Below are 18,313 nucleotides of genomic sequence, written 5' to 3' on the forward strand. Positions count from 1 at the left end.
ATACTCGTCGTTGAGTGTTTGAACTCCGTCGTTGAGTGTTTGAACTCCGTCGTTGAGTCTTTTATACTCGTCGTCGAGTCTTTTATACTCGTCCGCGATGTTCATCACGTCTCAATACTGCTCGGATAAGATAAACAATTGACATTTAAATCATGTAGAGACGCGATATATCGCGTCTGGTACTTGTCGATATTCAGCAAATTCCATTGAGAAAGTAGCCATTCCTTGAGAAAGCGATCGCAATTCTGTAGAATAACCAAACATCTCTGCTAAGGGGACTTCTGCTTGAATGACGACATCGTTGTCTCGTGTTTGGGAACCCAGCAATAAAGCCCGTCGTGATAATAATTTACCCTGAATTCTGCCTACAAACTGGCTTGGGGTTTCTACTTCTAGCAACATCATCGGTTCTAAAATAGTTGGGTTGGCTTTTGCAAAAGCTTCTTCAAACCCAAGTCTGGTTGCAAACCGAAAGGCCATTTCTGAGGAATCAATCGGATGATGGGAACCGCCTTCTAATATTACTTTGACTCCGATAATTGGATATCCTTTGAGCCATCCTGTTTTCAGAGCATCGATACATCCTTGTTCGCAAGCGCTAATATACTGGGTGGGGATTGCACCACCCACAACTCGGTTTTCAAAGATAAAAGGTTCTGCACAGGGTTCTAAGCGTCCTCTGACATGGGCGTATTGTCCAGCACCGCCAGTTTGTTTTTTGAGGGTGTAGTCAAAAGTAGCAGATTGGTTGATGGTTTCTCGGTAAGCTACCGCAGGCGCACTGACATAAACTTCGCCGTGGTATTCGCGTTTCATCCGTTCTAAGTAAATTTGCAGATGCAACTCACCCATGCCTGACATTAAAGTTTGATGAGATTCTGGATCAGTGCTGACGTGTAAGGTGGGATCTTCGCTCACAAAACGATGTAAAGCTTTGGCTATATGATTTATATCTTCTTTGCTTTTGGGGGTGATCGCGATCGCCATTACGGGTTGTGGTATAAATATTCCTTCTAGAGAAAGATTTGTACCCGGTGAACACAAGGTGTCACCTGATGCACACTCAACTCCCATTAACCCAATTATTTCCCCAGCTTCAGCAGAGGTTAATTCTTGACGCTTATTTACTTCTATTCTGACTAGTCGGTTGATGCGGACTTGTTTTTTGGTGCGGCTATTGTAAAGGCGATCGCCCTGCTTGAGTGTGCCAGAATAAAGACGGGTGTAAGTTAGTTGACCAAATTCATCTTCAATCAGTTTAAATGCTAGGGCTACTACTGATGCTTGTGGTTCGGGATCAACTTGTACTTGTTTGTCGGTAGAGATATCTGTGGCTGCGATCGCACCTCGTTCGAGGGGAGAAGGTAGATATAATGCGATCGCATTAAGTAAGTTCTGCACACCTTTATTTTTGAACGCCGAACCCATCAACACAGGTGTAAATTCCAAACTCAAAGTTCCCTGACGAATTGCATCCCAAATCATTTGCTTGGGTACTTCTTCACCCCCCAGCAACTTTGTCATCATTGGTTCTGAATGGATGGATATTTGATCAAGCAGTTTATCTCGTGCAGTTTGTGCTTGTGGTTGCAAATCTTCAGGAATGGGTTTTTTTTGCCAGTTTTCGCCATTTTCTCCTGTAAAGTAATTGGCGTTCATCTCGATTAAATCAATCACACCCTCGAACTTGTCTTCTAAACCAATGGGTAGTTGCACTACCACAGGGTTTAAGCCAAGTTTGTCTCGCAGTGCGTCAACTACACGCCAAGGATTCGCACCGATTCTATCTAATTTGTTGATAAAAGCGATACGTGGCACGCGATAGCGCTTCATTTGTCTATCGACTGTGATGGACTGGGACTGCACGCCAGCCACACCACACAGCACCATAATTGCCCCATCCAACACTCGTAGGGAACGCTCTACTTCTATCGTAAAATCTACATGCCCAGGTGTATCAATTAAATTAATTTGCGTATCGTTCCAAAAACAGGTGATAGCTGCGGAAGTGATTGTAATCCCTTTTTCCCGTTCTAATTCCATGTAATCCATCGTCGCGCCATCACCATCGCCACCCACTTCTTCTATTTTGTGGATTTTGCCGGTATAGTACAAAATTCGCTCAGAAATAGTGGTTTTTCCAGCATCAATGTGAGCGGAAATACCAATATTGCGAATGTGGCTGCAAGGAATCATACGATTTTAGATTTTAGATTTTAGATTTTGGATTTTGGATTGACATTGCTGTCTGCGCCCGACTTCTATCAATCTATGTGTATCAATAGACCTCTTGCATAAATTCTCAAAACCCCGTTCTAGGTTAATTTTGCTTTGTGTCTTGGTGTCTTGGTGTTAATCATTGAAACACCAAGACACTAAGACACTAAAGTCGAGTTAGGGCATACAATCTCTAATTTAAAAATAGGTAAAGAATGTGAGGATTTTGTGAGTTGGAAATATGGAGAGAATAGAAAAGTAGCGCTATGTCCCTCACTCTATCAATGAAATCTACACCTTATGATCAAGACGAATAGCTTGCTCTAAAGCCAATTTCTCTTTCGATCTACGAGCATAGGGTTGTAGCTTACTGAAATTCCAACCAGTAATGAGACTCATTTGTTCTAAATTCATTCCCTTCATCAACATTTCTACACACCATGTTTGTTGAGCTTGCTCAATTACTGGCTGTTGTCCTTCTGATGTCAGTAATCCTTCAGTTAATATCTGCCAGATTCTTTGTATTTCTTCTTCAGATATTGGCATTCCTGCATCATTGAGAAATAACGCTGTATGTTCATCCTTACGGGTTTTGAGCCATTGAGTTAATGGATTGCGAGTATAGGAGCCATAGCGTTTACCCATAATCCACTGATTCACAGGTACTTGTCGAGGAGTAGTTTGAGTGATTTGTAATAAGTGTTGATTGGGATTGTTGATTTGATGCGAGCGCTCTAAAGTTACAATTTCTGTAATCGATAAACCTGCTGCAAACAAAACATACATTAACCCGTAATCTCGCAATCCTGATTTTTTGGCTTTTTGCAAAATCAAGTGAACTAAATTTGCTGGTAAATCTATCACTTTTTCTGTATAAATAGATTCTCCTAAATTTGTAGAGTTTGTTGCTCCTTTTAAAAACAGCGCCACCAAATTTTCTAAAAACTCATCTCGATCTAGCCAAAGCTCATGAAATTCACTGGTAAATTCAATGACAGCATACCCCACCAACATACTATTGAGTAAGCTTGCTAATTTCTCGGTAGGTAAATGGGTGTGTAATTGCTCACGTTCCATGACTGTTGCTAAATATTCGGCAACATAGTGATTAGCTTGGGTTAAGCTGCGTCCTAAAGCCTGACGATTTTCTAAAGGATAATTTCCGGCTTCACCGACTACAGAACGAACCAAATCAGGTACTTTCTCTAAGGCCTGTAGGCGATCTTCACAATAGTTTTTCAGAGCTTGGTAAACATTGGCTGGTTGGCTAGCTTGAATTTTTAAAGACTCATCCAGTTCTTGAAATACTGGTGATTCCGAAATTACTGCTAGGAGTAACCCGTGCTTATTGCCAAAATGTCGGAACAGTGTGACTTCATTAACTTCTGCTAATTCTGCAACTTGCTTTGTTGTAGTCTCGGTGACTCCCTGGGCTGCAAATAATGACCTTGCTGCATTAATTAATCGCTGTCGAGTGGAAATGACTTGATTGGACATAAGCGAAAAATGCAAGTAACACTTGCAATTAAATTTTATCCTTGTTAGACTTAGGTATGTAAGTAGCACTTGCATCTTCTCTTTCTAGTTTAGCTGACTTGAAAGAGGGTGTAGGGGTGTAGGAGAAAAAGCTCTTTCATCTTTGGTGATGAAACTTGTTTCATTGGGACTGCTTTTGTGATCACCAGTACATGCTTGGCACGCTTTGCACTGGTTAATTTACAGTATTCAATTCACGTCAAAGGAAAAATTTATGACTACAAACTCAACAACGGTTGTTGAGAAGCAACCGTTGACTCTGAGCTGGATTAGTGTGGTATTTTTTGGAACATTCCACGTCCTAGCACTGCTCGCTCTTTGGTGTTTTTCTTGGCCTGCTTTGGGAATAACCATATTTCTGCATTGGTTGTTTGGCAGCATTGGTATTTGTTTAGGATATCACCGACTTTTGACTCACCGAAGTTTGCATGTACCCAAGTGGTTAGAATATGCGATCGCAACTGTGGGCGCTCTTGCTTTACAGGGAGGGCCAATCTTTTGGGTAGCTGGACACAGATTACATCATCTTCATACCGAAGACATACAGAAAGATCCCTACTCTTCCCAGCGTGGTTTTTGGTGGAGTCACATGTTGTGGCTTTTTTATCCACGTCCAGAATTTTTTAACTATGAAATATACAGAAAATTTGCTCCTGATTTAGATCGCGAACCATTCTATCGTTGGCTAAATCGTCATTTCTTGCTACTACAAATTCCTGTTGCTATTCTCTTGTATGCTTTAGGAGGATGGTCTTTTATTATCTACGGTGTGTTTCTACGAGCAGTATTACTTTGGCATAGCACTTGGCTAATTAACTCTGCAAGTCATCTGCGTGGTTATCGTCATTTCCAAGTAAATGATAACTCTCGTAATCTTTGGTGGGCAGCACTTCTAACTTATGGAGAAGGTTGGCATAATAATCATCATGCTTATCCAAATGTCGCCAAAGCCGGATTGCAATGGTGGGAAGTGGATATGACTTGGTGGGCAATTAAAATATTAAAGACCCTTGGTTTAGCTAAAAAAATTGTGATGTTTCCAACGCCAAATCGTTGATGTTAGTAGATACCAATTCTCTATGAAGATGCATATAGGACTCATATTTGATTTCTGAAAAAAACTCAGTACACTTTTATTCCTTTTTACCTGTTAAGAGTTCCCTGTTCCCTGTTCCCTGTCTCTACGAGTGATTCAGGAATCAAATCGGATTCCTATAAAATAAAGCTTCATAGAGAATTGGTATAAGTAAGTTAGTAGCTAAAAAGATCTTAAAAAATGCTTTTAAAAATTTTTAGTTAGTGATTTAAATTACAGTTTTAAATTCAGAATAATCACAGTTATATTGTGAAAATCACTGTTTAAACTTAGGATGAAAAACCATAAGATATTGGTACTTGCTTTACGGGGTTTTCAACTTTATATAATTGAATCAATTCAATTATCATTTTCGATAAATTCAACGCACTCTTTTAATATGAGCTTGTATTTCTTATTGAGCATTAGTGCCTAATAAAATAATCAACTTCATAGATCAAAAGAAGTGTGATGAGTAGCAAGTACAGTAAAAATGGAAGGTACAAAATGAAGTGTAAATGTTGCGGAGAAAAAGCTTCTTTTACGTATAAAGAAAATGGTTTCTTTAAGGAAAGATACAGATGCTCTAACTGCAATAAAACCTTTTGGGAAAAAAAAGGATGGGCAAAAGCGGCAGGTGTAGTAGGTTCGACATTAAGTATTGGCGGAATTGTTTTAAAAATAGCCTGTGGTGACATTCCAGGAGCAGTAGCATCCATTGCTTACAAAAGTGTGAGTGGAAGTGACGACTTCACTAATGTGTAGTTGATAACTTAGCAACAGTCTATTTAACTATAAAATCTGTTGGTGTAATTTCACCCAGTCTTCCACTGCACACAATCGATGGTTTGACTGGGTGATTATTTATGTCAATAAAAAAGATGCACTCAATTGACCATAGCTCATGCCTTTGTAGTTAAAGATAGAGATATTATTACCACTTTTTTTAAATATAATTTTTTTTGCTTTAATAATGAGCAAATTTTCATACAGAGGAATACTATGATTCCATTTACAACATCACCTAATCAAAAACTTGTCGAGTGGATTGTTACCGGAAAGGATTATTCGAGAAGACCAAAGGCTATCCCAACCAGAAAAGAGGACATTACAAACCATTAGAATTGGTATTAGTAGTTATTAACAAACAACAACCAACTATCTCCCCAATTTATTGGGAATTCCTTCGCAAGCACCAGGAATTGTACTTCTGGTGTTTTCACCACCCCAAGCACAGCAGTAGTATCGGTTAGGTTCAGACAAGCGCTGGACTTCACTCAAGTCTACATTTTCCACTACAGCACCTGTGTATTCGCCAGTTTTGTAGTTTGGTGGTTTGTTACGACTACGAGGTGATGCGGTTTCTGCGGAACCATAAAATAAACAAGTACCGTTGAGGTCTGCTTTGCTGAGGTCGGCTTCATATAAAATACAGCGAGAGAGGTTAGCTTTAACCAAATCACACTCACGGAGATTAGCATGGACTAGATTCGCTTCGCTTAAGTCAGTCCAGCGCAAATCAGTACCAGACAAATCTGCACCTGCTAGCATTACTCCTAAATCAATCACACGTACACCATGAAGCTGATCTTCACAGTAACCGCCTGTACCATCAAGAATAGCTCGACCAAGCAAGCGATCGCGTTTTAAAGGTGTGAGTAATTTAGAACGAGATAAAAATCGCAGAATTTTTGCTTTACCACTGCCGTCTACACTACTAAGAATAGCCGCAGTGCGTCCTTCTGCTAGTAATCTTTCTTGAGGCCAATCTTCTAATAATCCCTCTTCATCTAATACTAGATCGGAAATACCCTGAAAATAAGAATCAATTGTCTGCTGCTGAGTAATGATATTTTGTTGGACGGTAAGCAAGTTTTGCTGAATTGTTAGGTCTTTAGAAATTATGTACTGTCGCCAAGCAATGTAAACAGCAATGATCGCAATCAGAATTTGTCCTAATGCACCAAACCATTCTGCTAGTGTCCCGGAAGCTTCCCAGTTAATCTTACGTCCAACAGCAACTAGGTAATTACTCAAACCACTATATTTTACCAGTCCAGCGATCGCGACTATTATTCCCAATAAACCAACTACTAAGGCTTGTTCTTGGGCTGAAAACCACTCTTTTTGCAGTTCTTGCAACCAAGGCCAAATTACAGCTAAAGATAACAATAAAGTGATAACGGTTCCTAAAATACCAACAATCCAGCTATTGATAGCAATTCCGACAACAGTAGTAGCGATCGCCACTACAATTAACAGTAAAGCTCTTGGTTTAACGCTAATAGCCTGACTAGCAAGTGGTTTGACTGTGGAACGTGCTTTTAGTAAAACTGCTGTATTTTGAGGAGACTGTAGTGAGGAAATAGCAGCTAAAGCTTGCTGGGTAGTCAGTTGATTTGGAATCAACTCTCCATTAGATGAGTTGTCAAAATCATCTGGTTGCAAGTTTTGTTCTGGTATCTGTTCTGGGTTTTGGGGTTGGGATGAGTTGGAATCAATCGACATGATGATATTTTGGCACCAGCATTCTCAGTTCAACAGCTGTCTTAGTTAACTGTACTGAAGAATGCAAGTTTGGAAGTATGTAATAAGTAAGGGACAGATCAACTAGACTGCCCCTTATATTGCCATTTGATTCGTTTCCAATTCAAGTTGTGATTACACCCTATAGGTAGAAATAAATTCCTTAAGTTGCCATTACCCTAATTGTACCGTCTTGTGATGTTTGCGCTTGCGTAAAAACACACCACCAATGGCTAGCATACCTAAAGCAGCACTAGGCTCAGGTACAGATTTGGAATCAAACCCTGTAAATGCGGTAGTTCCTTTATGGAAAGAGTGGTTGTCAGTTTCAAATCCACCACCACCTTCCTGAGATATCACAATTTTGTTGAAGATATCATTGCTATTTGTTGAGTAAAAATGAACGTAGCCATTGCCTTGATAATAACTACCGTTAACAAGTTTTGCACCGTCTTCGTTACCACCAGGATGTAAAGCAGAGTAGAGAGCAAATCCACCACCCGCATCAATATCAGCGGTTGAAAAGGAAGATACAAGCGAGTCGCCATTATAAAAAGAGTAAATATTACCTGTATGAGCAGCACCCCAGTTAATTCCAAAATAGTTTAGATAATCATCCAGTTGAATCACAACATCTTTACCATCAAAAACAGCTAGATAATTGGAGTTGTTTTTATCTCCATTGGAACCAACTGGGGCCCACATATCTGCTCGAACACTGCTACCGCTATTACCAACAAATGAATACTTAGCAAAACCATCGGTTGGAATTTGACCGGAGTTGAAGTCAACTGTCACTGTATTTGCAAGTGAGGAAAATTCCGAAAATGCTCCTTGATTAGTTTCTCCATTCAAACCTGTTGTACCCGTTGTGACTTTGAAATTAATAGCGTGTGCTGAACCTGCATAACCAACTGTAGCAAGAGTAGATAAAGCAGCAATCAAAAAACTCTTTTTGGAAAACAGCATAATTTTAATTTCAATTCATATGTAGTGTTCAGCCGATTATGTGCCATTTTTTTAACTAAAAACATTAGAATAACTACTGATTTTTTCATAATTAATCAATGAAATCTATTCAAATGAAAATAAGTAATTTTACTTGAGAAAAAATTAAATAAACTTGTTTATTTAAAAGAATTTCAAATAAATGTAGCTAGAAGCATTGACAAGTGCGTCCTCTATTTTTACTTTTTTGTCAATGCGTAAGTACTAAAAATCCAGCCCTTTCAAGGCGGGTAAAAATCTTCACAGAAATACTGATTTTTGGTCTTTTCACCTTCGTGTCTTTGTGTTTCAAAAGTCGATTTTTAACCACTAAGACACTCACAAAAGTACATCACACCTTGAAAGGGTTAGTACTAAAAATTTTAAATGTACAAACTAATGACAGTCATAAATCAAGTTAATAGCATGTTTAAATGTCATAACTCATATTTTGTATTTAATTTTGTCTCAAAAAAATAAGAAAAATTTTATGGTATGTTATATCTGTGGTTGTTTTCAGGTCGGTAAATATAGACCAGAAAAACCAAACTTTGGCTATTTTTATCAAAATCAAGTAAGAGAGTGTAAACATGCCTTCGTAATCTTGTAAACAAAAAAATGTTGATTTATTTAAGTAGTGAGATTTGTAAAAGATGGTTTGTTGGCGTTGCTTTATAGCTTCTGGCTTCATGACTTTATTAATATTAGGCTGTGGCGATTTGGCAAATTCAGCAGGAAAAAACAGTAAACAAGTTGTCCAAGAAAGTAATGTAGCTCAGTTGCTTTCGGAAGCAAAAATAAATCAAAAAGCAGAAGTTTTTTTTCAGGAAGGTAATACTTTCTTAAACTCCCAGCGCTACAAGAATGCGATCGCAGCTTTTGATCAAGCTATTACCATAAAACCTCGATTTGCTGAAGCTTGGATTAATCGAGGAAATGCCTTAACAAAATTACAGCGTCATGAGGAAGCATTAGAATCTTATAATCAAGCGATCGCCATCCAACCTGATAGAGATGAGGCATGGTACAACAAAGGTAATACCCTCAATACATTGCAACGCTATCAAGAAGCATTAGTATCCTATGATCGAGCGATCGCAATCAAATCAAATAAATATGAAGCTTGGATAAATAGAGGAATCGCCCTCACAAAATTGCATCGCTACCCAGAAGCACTAGCATCCTATGATCGAGCGATCATCATTAAACCTAACAAAGATTTAGCTTACTATAATAAGGCATGTGCTTACGCTTTACAAAACAATGCGGAACTTGCAGCTGAAAACTTACAAAAAGCAATGAAGTTGTCTCCTGGAAAATATGAAAAACTAGCAAAAACCGACTCTGATTTTAACAAGGTGCGTAGCAATAGCCGCTTTCAAGATTTATTACAGTAATCACGATTAAACTTTAATAAACCACCGTCGCCGATACATAACATAGGCAACAGCCAACCATAATACAACAGTTGCGATCGCCAAAAATAGTGAACCATTGTATGTACCAGCCCAAAATACAAACAAATTTTGATAAATCCAATCGTAGGTGCTAGGAGCATTTTCCCCTGTACCAACAGTAGTTTTTACTAATATCTTAATTAACAACACGGAAGCTACGAAAATAGATATGGGATTTAATCCCATCATTTCCAAAGGTTTTCCCCAACGTCGTATCCGCCTGACATCGATTAATTCATAACAAAAACTAAGTAACAATAATGCCCAGCCTGTAGAGAAAACCACGTAAGAACTTGTCCACAATTTTTTATTAATCGGAAATGCTAAATCCCAAATTCCACCGAGAACCAAGCAACTTAAACCAAATAAAACTAAATCCATGCTGGTTTGCGAATCAATCTCTTTTTTTCTACGTATCCACTGTCCAGTAAAATAACCAGCCAGAACACTAACAATCGCGGGAATAGTGCTGAAAAGTCCTTCTGGATCTCCTAGAAAGTTGTAATTATCGCCTTTATAAAGATGTACCTTGGGAATAATCAGACGATCAATATAAGCACCTAAATTACCATCTTGCGTCAACACACCAGCACCATAACTAGGTACGGGTACATACATCATTGCTAACCAATAACCAATGAGTAACACTCCTGCTAAAATCCATTGAGCTTTGCGCGGTAGATTGAGAACTACCAGACTAGTTAATAAGTAAGTTAAGCTGATGCGTTGCAATACCCCCATGATGCGGATGCTATTGAAGTCAAAAGTCCAAACACCCTGATTCCAAAAGCCATTGAGAAATAATCCTAAAGCAAAAAGGATAGCAGCACGACGAAAGATACGCCAGTAAAGCAAAGGTAGAGTTGCAGAAGTACTCTCTGCATCTAATTTACTATCGGTGTACTTCGCAAAAGAAAAACTCATTGCGACACCGACAATAAACAGAAAAAAGGGAAATACTAAATCAGTTGGCGTACAACCGTTCCATTCAGCGTGGAGTAACGGTGAGTAGACATTGGGTTCAGCAATACTGGCCATGTTGACAAGGATCATACCAGCGATCGTTATCCCACGAAAAACATCAAGAGAAGTTAGGCGCATAGATATCATTTTTTGAATGACCTATAACTTACTTCCCTCAATGCGGATAATCAAGAGGTCTCACCAATGACTATTGTACAGACGCGATTTATCACGTCTTATTGTACAGACGCGATTTATCGCGTCTCTACCAATGACCAATGTAATTTTCAGTATCCCGACCTACTTAACCCATCAAAATGACTGTATCAATCACGTGAATGACACCATTATCAGCTTCAATATCTGCGGCTAAAACCGTAGCATTTTTGACTTCAAACCCTTCAGAACAGTCAATTTTAATTGTTGAACCTTCCACAGAAGTCACAGTCCCAACTTGAGCTAAATCTGATTGCTTGAGTTTTCCCGGTACAACGTGATACTTTAATATGCGTGTTAGTTGAGGAATATTTTGCACCAGGGTTTGTATAGTTCCTGGCGGTAATTTAGCAAAAGCATCATCATTAGGCGCAAAAACCGTAAATGGTCCAGGACTTTTTAATACATCGACTAAACCTGCGGCCTGCACAGCAGTTACCAAAGTTGTAAAAGAACCTGCACCAACAGCAATATCAACTATATCAGCCATTTATTTCACCAATACTCTACAAAAGATTGTAAATCAGAGTAAATTATTATTCATTTTTATTAAGTAATGATAGATATCAATAAATATGCTGTGTTGAGAATAATGCTTGAGGTGGATTTTCTTGAAGATTTGAGATGCTTCCCTTCAGCTACCTTAACAAAGGTATATTCATCCATTGTGAGACAAATTGCCAATTTGTATAGGGCTTTACAGTAAAAATTTAAATTAAGCTGGCAAATAAACAAGCAAATACATTGATTGACTATTTTTAATCCTACCTTTTGATAGAGATAAATGAAATGTATTTAAGTTGAATGGAAAGTATTACAGCGCTTTTCGGCTACATAAACCCCAATACCGATCCAAAAAATTTATTCTGATGTCAAAAATCAGTTGAAATGTTATTTCCGCGAGTAGCTGAGATCAAGCGAAAAATTGCACAAATAAGGGGGTAATAATATGGAAAACATTAACGCAGCAAAAAATACAGAGCGTTACTGTGCTTTAGCTATTGGCGTTCTATTTCTCATTCTAGGTTTGGCTGGATTCATACCAGCGTTTGTTTCCTTACCAGGAACAACAGCATCTTATGTTCCTCCTGCTGTAGCTCATGATGCTTATTCTGCTGGATTTGGCTACATCTTTGGGCTTTTTCCCACTAATTTTTTACATAATATCGTGCGATGTGCAGTAGGTTTGCTAGGAATTGCTTCCTACACCAGCGCCAGCAGTGCGCGACTTTTCAGTGCTACTTTTGCTGTAGCCTATATCATCATAGCCATCATGGGATTGTTGCCTTTTGGTAAGACAATGTTTGGCTTAATGCCTCTGTTTGGTAACAATGTTTGGTTAAATGCTCTAAGTGCGATCGCAGCTGGCTACTATGGCTTGATCATCCCCAACAAAATAGCAGGAACTAGTGCTTCGCACAACGTTTGATATAGTTTTTTGAGCAAACTACAAATAAAAATTACTCGCCATTTGGATTATTAAGTTGAATTTCTGACTCAACCCAGAATCAACCTGCCAAATGGCGATATTTCGACTCTCAGCCACCAGCGACAGCTGGAACAATACTCACTTCATCGCCATCTTTCAAAGATGTTTTTGTTCCTTCTAAAAAGCGAATATCTTCGCTGTTGACATATAAATTTAAAAATCGTCGCGGTTGTCCTCCTTCATCACACAAGCGTGATTTAATACCAGGAAAAGCTTGCTCTAGAGATTCAAAAAGTTCCGCTACTGTATTAGCGTTGCAATCTAAAGTAGCTTGATTCTCAGTAAATTTTTGCAGAGCAGTAGGAACTAATACTTTTACAGACATTTTGAATTGTTAGTTGTTGGTTGTTGGTTGTTAGTTATTAGTTGTTAGCTGTTGGTCTTAACCACTATCCACTAACCACTAACTTTTATTAAACGAGAACTTGCTGCCATTCTAAGCGTTCGAGTGTACGAGAACGCTCAAGAGCTTGTTCAAAACTATCGAGCTTCGCTTCTATTGTCAGAGGTTCACCAATGTAGCCCTGCACTGCTTCTTGGGTTTTTAAACCATTCCCAGTGATGTAGACCACGGTGGTTTCATCTGGATCAATTTTGCCAGCTTCTACTAATTTTTTGAGTACAGCAACGGTTGTACCACCGGCGGTTTCGGTAAAAATACCTTCAGTTTCCGCTAGTAACTTGATCCCTTCTATAATCTCAGCATCAGTTACAGATTCAATGCTACCACCTGTTTTCTTGGCAATTTCGACAGCGTAAATACCATCTGCTGGATTGCCGATCGCGATCGATTTAGCAATTGTATTTGGTTTCACTGGCTGAATAAAATCGCGGTCTTCTTTAAAGGCCTGAGCAATCGGTGAACAACCTTCTGCTTGGGCGCCACTGAATTTAACTGGCTTACTTTCTACTAAACCAACTTCGACAAATTCGTTGAAGCCCTTATAGATTTTTGTAAATAGCGAACCTGAAGCCAGAGGTGCAACGATGTGATCAGGTAGTTCCCATCCTAGTTGTTCTGCAACCTCAAAGCCTAAAGTTTTGGAACCTTCGGAGTAGTAAGGACGCAAATTAATATTGACAAAACCCCAACCATGTGTATTGGCAACTTCCGAGCAGAGACGGTTGACTTGGTCATAATTACCCTTAACAGCCATTAAAGTAGGGCTGTAGATGAGGCTACCCAAAACCTTACCGGCTTCCAAGTCAGAGGGGATGAAGACACAACAATCTAAACCAGCATGAGCAGCGATCGCAGCCGTAGAATTTGCTAAATTACCAGTGCTAGCACAAGAAACTGTCGTAAAACCCAACTCTCGCGCCCGTGTCAAAGCAACTGATACTACCCTATCTTTGAAACTCAGGGTAGGCATATTCACAGCATCATTTTTAATATAAAGCTTATTCAAACCCAAGCGACGTGCCAAGCGTTGAGAACGCACCAAGGGAGTCATACCAGTGCCGACATCAATCGGATTCTCGCTAGCCACAGGCAAAAACTTGCGATAGCGCCACATCGAATTTGGTCCCGCTTGAATTGATTCGCGGGTGACAGTTTGACGAAGGGTGCTGTAGTCGTAACCGACTTCTAAAGGCCCAAAACAGAACTCACACACATGACTGGCTTTGAGTTCGTATTCCGCACCACATTCCTTACATTTCAAAGCTTTAAAAGTGGTGGCTGATTTTTGGGTGTCAATTGCCTGAGTCATAAACTAGCTTCTCCCTGGATGTCCCTTAACTGTCGCTTGATGCTATCACGAGTAAAAATACTAGTCAAACATACCCGATAATTTTTGTCGGGATTAATAAATCTAAAAATATTACAAAATTTGCATACCTTTAATGTTGTGTACTTTTAAAAATCACGTTTATTTTGTATATTTTCAAACCATTGACAGATTTTTCTCAATCAAATTCATTATTTTTACTGATGATGTATTTTTGTGTCAAAAGTTACTGTATGTAACATGACTTCAACCTGCCAAGAATCTATCTTGAGATAAATTACTTGGATAACCCTTTGATAATCAAAAGTCTCTACTCAAGCAAAAGCTAAATTATGAGGTGTATATAAGACTAAAGTATGAACGCTTAAAAGCAGTAATATGTTGGTAATTTTTTTAGCAACCCACATTTGGTTTCTGAATTCCCACAAAATCTACCTTTTGTATTGCTTTATATCAGTTAATACTGAAAGACTAGTGTTCCCCCCACACTAACTTTGAGGGTTTGTAGTAAGGACTTTAGTCCTCTATAAGCGCTTAAGCGCTTACTACGAACCCAGCAAAATTAATGGGACAGACTACTAGTACTCTGACAACCTAACTTTGAGGGGTAAAGGAATGTAGACGCGACAGCGGCTTGCCGTAGGCTACCGCCAAGGCGCCTTAGACGCGCAAGCGGCTTCCGTAAGGTAGTACGCCAAGAGAAGAGGAAAAGAAGATGAGTCTAAAAAATGGTTTACCTTGCAAAGTTTGTGTGGCGAAGTACTAGGTAGTTAATAGACTTTTGTGTTGGGTTGAACCTGAATTATCAAGTTAATCTGCGGGTATCTTACCTAACGATAGGAAATTTGGGAAAAAATCCTGTGTTTTTACACAGGATTGATTTTGAATGTAAATTAAGCAGCATAAAATATGTCACGAATCAATCATTTTGTCAAGAAAGCACCAAGAGTGTATCGTTCTTTGGTAGTAACCGCATTGCTTGCCAATGGTATTTTCCAATTTATTGCCCCTGTATTAGCAGAAGGCACAACAGCGGGTCAATCAATTAGCAACACGGCAACAGCAACCTACGAAGATCCCAATAATCCAGGTACGACCATCAACAGTACTTCTAATACGGTTGTTGTCACCGTAGCAGAGGTCGCTGGTATAACTGTTACAGCCTCTGGTATTACAGATAGTACATCAGCAACACCTGTTTCTGTTGGTGATATCCTCTACTACAACTACACTGTCACCAACGTTGGTAACGACCCCACCAAATTCCGTATTCCCAACTTGGCACGTGTCACAGGCCCAGCAACTGCAGGTAATTTGGAATACAGCATTGATGGCGGTACAACCTGGACACCCATTAGTGGCGGTGAATACGTTACAGATTCTATACCTGCTGGCGGTTCAATCTTGGTACGTGTGCCTGTCACTGTACAACCTGGCGCTCAAACCAATGATGTGATTAACGTGACCCTTGGTGATACCCCTGGTGATGCTCAAAACCAACTGCGAGATCCCAATGGTGGTGACGTTTACACCATAGATAACGCCGACGGAGCAGTTACAGGGGAAGTTGCTGGCGCACCTGTGAACGGTGTACGTGAAGCTAGTGTTACTCAAAAAGCAACTGTAAATTCTTCGCTGAAGAATTATGCTTTGGCTACGATTCTCAAAACCCGCAGTGACTATGACAATGCTGGTACTCCAGTAATTACCGATGATACACTCAGCTACGACATGAGTTTGAGAGTAGAGTTAAACGACCCAACCGGTAATAATATTACTCCTGCACCCCTTGTTGGTACAACGATTAATGGTTTGTCTGGTTCGCGCATTTTAGTTTCCGATGCAATTCCTAATGGTACCGAATTAGCAGCTATACCGACTCCTCCACCTGGTTGGCAAGTAGTTTACACAACTGATCTAGTTAGTACTAATGCTAACGACGCCACTTGGCAACCCCTGACAGTCGGTACCAACCTTTCTACAGTTACCCGCGTCGGTTTTGTCAACGACCCAAATGTCATTACTTCTATTGCTCCCGGTCAAACAGTTAGCGGATTCTCGATAGACGTAAAAGTTAAATCAACTGCAACTTCACCATTAACAGTCAACAACATTGCTCAGTTGTTTGGTCAAACCTCTGGTGGTACAACCCTAGTTTACGACGAATCCGGGGACCAAAATCCCAGTAACTACGACGGTCGGACAATTCCTCCAGGTTCAACAGATACAAATAATGATGGTGTTCCTGATACAAATCCGACAGTGGCTGACGGTTATATTAATGACCTCACTGATCAGAACGACACTGGTACTGATCCCGGTAACAACAACAGTGGTAGTGGTCTTGGTGGTGAAGCAAACACTTTCATAGTGCAAACGCCTCTTGCTTCTGATGTACTCAATGGGCCAGAACGGACTCCAGATGCTATTGGTCCGACTAGCAATAATGATGACTTCAGCAACAAATCTTCCTTTGTACCTCCAACTCAAGCCCCAGGTTCTAAACTCGATCCATCAGCTGTAGCCTTTACTAACACAGTTCAAAATAGCGGTACTAATCCAAATAGTATCTCTCTAGTTCCCACATCACCAACTAATCCTGGTGATTTACCTGCCAATACACTAGTAACCATTACCTACGGCTCTGATTCCAAATCCTATGTGTGGAATGGTAGCCAATTTGTATTTGATACAGACCGCAACCCCGCCACAACCAACGACCAATCACCAATTGATGCAACTTCTGAGTACATCACTATTCCTAACGTTGCACCAGGTACAAGTGTGAACTACGGTGTTGAGGTAAATCTACCTCCAGGTACTGCTCTTTCTACCGATATTAATAAAGGTTTCCCTGTTCCTGTCACCGCCTTCGTTGATGATGCTACTGCTGGTTTAGGTTCTGAACCACAGAATACGACTATCGATCGCGTCTACACTGGCTTCTTGAAACTAGTCAAAGAATCACTTGTATTACCAGGAACTGGCCCAGCTGTTCAAGGTAACGATGGTACTTTCAGCAGCGATCCGAAGAAACCTGCACCAGGAAACATTATTGAGTACCGAATTACCTACAGAAATATTTCGGAAGCTCAAGCTGGCACAGGTAACATACTTTTGAGAGCTGACAAAGTTGTAATTACTGAAGATGGCACCACTGGTGGTAACAACTGGGCGTTAGACAATGATATTAGCGGTAAAATCGATACTAGTAACATTGTCGGATCAGCTAAAGATTCTGGCGCTGCAACCATCAATTTCTACAACGGTAATCCAGCAACCAACTCTGGTATTGATCAAACTGGCACAACAGTAGACACCGACGTTACCAAGTACGTGAATACCGTCACAGGTAATGTTGCACCGGGTGAGTCTAGAACATTCACATTCCAACGCAAGGTGAATTAGTAGTTCGTAGTGAGCGCTTCAGCGCTCAATTAAGCGTTAAAGCGCTCACTACACACAATAAAGAAAATTTTTGAACAGATTTATCAATCAATATGAAGCGTTTTGCAATGGCGAGTATGGGAGCAGTAGCACTGATTGTTACACTTCCATTTGTTAATCAAGTTCCGGTACTCACAAATATTTGGCATTCTGATGCTGCTTTGGCTCAAAATACCCAAGCTAAAAGCCAAGTACAGTTGCGCCTAGAAGCAGAAAAGAAGATATTAGGACAGCAAGTGCAGGGTAAGCAAAAAGAAAGCTGGCAAGCATTGCAAGGTAAAGCGGTAGTGCAACCAGGAGATGTACTGCGCTACACAGTTACTGGTGTCAATAATGCCGATAAAGCATTAAAAAATCTTGTGATCAATCAGCCGATTCCTAAAGGAATGATCTATGTGCTGAACTCTGCCACTGTGAATGCTAACACTGGCACCAAGATTACTTACAGCATTGATAACGGACGCAGCTTTGTAGAAAAGCCAACGGTACAAGTCAAGCTTCCCAATGGCAAAGTCGAAACTCGTCCTGCACCTGCAATTACCTACACCCACATTCGTTGGAATTTTGGCACATCCGTTGCAGCCAAAGCGCAAATCAAAGGAACTTATCAAGTGCAGGTGCGGTGAGTTGGGGAAAGGGGATCGGGGATCGGGGATCGGGGATCGGGGAT

Annotated in this window: 14 protein-coding genes; 6 read left to right on the top strand and 8 right to left on the bottom strand. The window is 40.0% G+C overall.

Going from position 1 to position 18,313, the window contains the following annotated elements:
• Positions 1–150: 150 nt before the first annotated feature.
• The gene (fusA, locus tag B4U84_RS04810) at positions 151–2,196 is read right to left on the bottom strand and encodes an elongation factor G (RefSeq protein ID WP_131115833.1); all 2,046 of its coding nucleotides are present in this window, start codon (positions 2,194–2,196) and stop codon (positions 151–153) included.
• A 312-nt stretch (positions 2,197–2,508) separates the two neighbouring features.
• Complete coding sequence (locus tag B4U84_RS04815; protein WP_131115835.1) at positions 2,509–3,714, bottom strand: TetR family transcriptional regulator; 1,206 nt, start codon at positions 3,712–3,714, stop codon at positions 2,509–2,511.
• 253 nt (positions 3,715–3,967) lie between these two features.
• On the opposite strand from B4U84_RS04815, the gene B4U84_RS04820 reads away from it, so the two are divergent.
• Together B4U84_RS04820 and B4U84_RS04825 are read left to right on the top strand one after the other, a co-directional pair.
• Positions 3,968–4,810 carry an acyl-CoA desaturase gene (locus B4U84_RS04820; RefSeq protein WP_131115837.1) on the top strand — a complete coding sequence of 281 codons (843 nt, stop codon included), beginning with the start codon at positions 3,968–3,970 and terminating at the stop codon, positions 4,808–4,810.
• 489 nt (positions 4,811–5,299) lie between these two features.
• Complete coding sequence (locus B4U84_RS04825; protein ID WP_131115839.1) at positions 5,300–5,593, top strand: hypothetical protein; 294 nt, start codon at positions 5,300–5,302, stop codon at positions 5,591–5,593.
• A gap of 393 nt (positions 5,594–5,986) precedes the next feature.
• On the opposite strand, the gene B4U84_RS04830 is transcribed toward B4U84_RS04825, so the two are convergent.
• Positions 5,987–7,336: a pentapeptide repeat-containing protein gene (locus B4U84_RS04830; RefSeq protein WP_131115841.1), complete on the bottom strand. Its 1,350-nt coding sequence runs from the start codon at positions 7,334–7,336 to the stop codon at positions 5,987–5,989.
• 192 nt (positions 7,337–7,528) lie between these two features.
• Positions 7,529–8,323: an Npun_F0296 family exosortase-dependent surface protein gene (locus B4U84_RS04835; protein ID WP_017309498.1), complete on the bottom strand. Its 795-nt coding sequence runs from the start codon at positions 8,321–8,323 to the stop codon at positions 7,529–7,531.
• 671 nt (positions 8,324–8,994) lie between these two features.
• Between B4U84_RS04835 and B4U84_RS04840 the strand changes: the two genes are divergently transcribed.
• Positions 8,995–9,738, top strand: coding sequence for a tetratricopeptide repeat protein (locus B4U84_RS04840; RefSeq protein WP_131115843.1), 744 nt, complete (start codon positions 8,995–8,997; stop codon positions 9,736–9,738).
• A 6-nt stretch (positions 9,739–9,744) separates the two neighbouring features.
• On the opposite strand, the gene B4U84_RS04845 is transcribed toward B4U84_RS04840, so the two are convergent.
• Both B4U84_RS04845 and B4U84_RS04850 read right to left on the bottom strand, forming a co-directional pair.
• Positions 9,745–10,899, bottom strand: a complete 1,155-nt coding sequence (locus B4U84_RS04845; RefSeq protein WP_131115845.1) for an acyltransferase family protein — start codon at positions 10,897–10,899, stop codon at positions 9,745–9,747.
• Positions 10,900–11,065: 166 nt separating this feature from the next.
• Positions 11,066–11,467 carry a CO2 hydration-associated protein CupS gene (locus tag B4U84_RS04850; RefSeq protein WP_017309494.1) on the bottom strand — a complete coding sequence of 134 codons (402 nt, stop codon included), beginning with the start codon at positions 11,465–11,467 and terminating at the stop codon, positions 11,066–11,068.
• A 459-nt stretch (positions 11,468–11,926) separates the two neighbouring features.
• Between B4U84_RS04850 and B4U84_RS04855 the strand changes: the two genes are divergently transcribed.
• Entirely contained in the window at positions 11,927–12,406 is a 480-nt protein-coding gene (locus B4U84_RS04855; RefSeq protein ID WP_131115847.1) for a DUF4383 domain-containing protein, read from the top strand.
• Between the two features lie 109 nt (positions 12,407–12,515).
• Here B4U84_RS04855 and B4U84_RS04860 read toward each other — a convergent pair whose 3' ends face one another.
• Entirely contained in the window at positions 12,516–12,791 is a 276-nt protein-coding gene (locus B4U84_RS04860) for a MoaD/ThiS family protein (protein ID WP_016863607.1), read from the bottom strand.
• An 88-nt stretch (positions 12,792–12,879) separates the two neighbouring features.
• A complete protein-coding gene (gene thrC / locus B4U84_RS04865) occupies positions 12,880–14,178 on the bottom strand; it encodes a threonine synthase (RefSeq protein ID WP_131115849.1) in 1,299 nt (432 codons plus the stop codon).
• Positions 14,179–15,105: 927 nt separating this feature from the next.
• Between thrC and B4U84_RS04870 the strand changes: the two genes are divergently transcribed.
• A complete protein-coding gene (locus tag B4U84_RS04870; RefSeq protein ID WP_131115851.1) occupies positions 15,106–17,604 on the top strand; it encodes a beta strand repeat-containing protein in 2,499 nt (832 codons plus the stop codon).
• 92 nt (positions 17,605–17,696) lie between these two features.
• Positions 17,697–18,269, top strand: a complete 573-nt coding sequence (locus B4U84_RS04875) for a DUF11 domain-containing protein (RefSeq protein ID WP_131115853.1) — start codon at positions 17,697–17,699, stop codon at positions 18,267–18,269.
• The last annotated feature ends 44 nt before the right edge of the window (positions 18,270–18,313 follow it).

The organism is Westiellopsis prolifica IICB1, from assembly GCF_004323185.1.
GTDB lineage: Bacteria > Cyanobacteriota > Cyanobacteriia > Cyanobacteriales > Nostocaceae > Pelatocladus > Pelatocladus prolificus_A.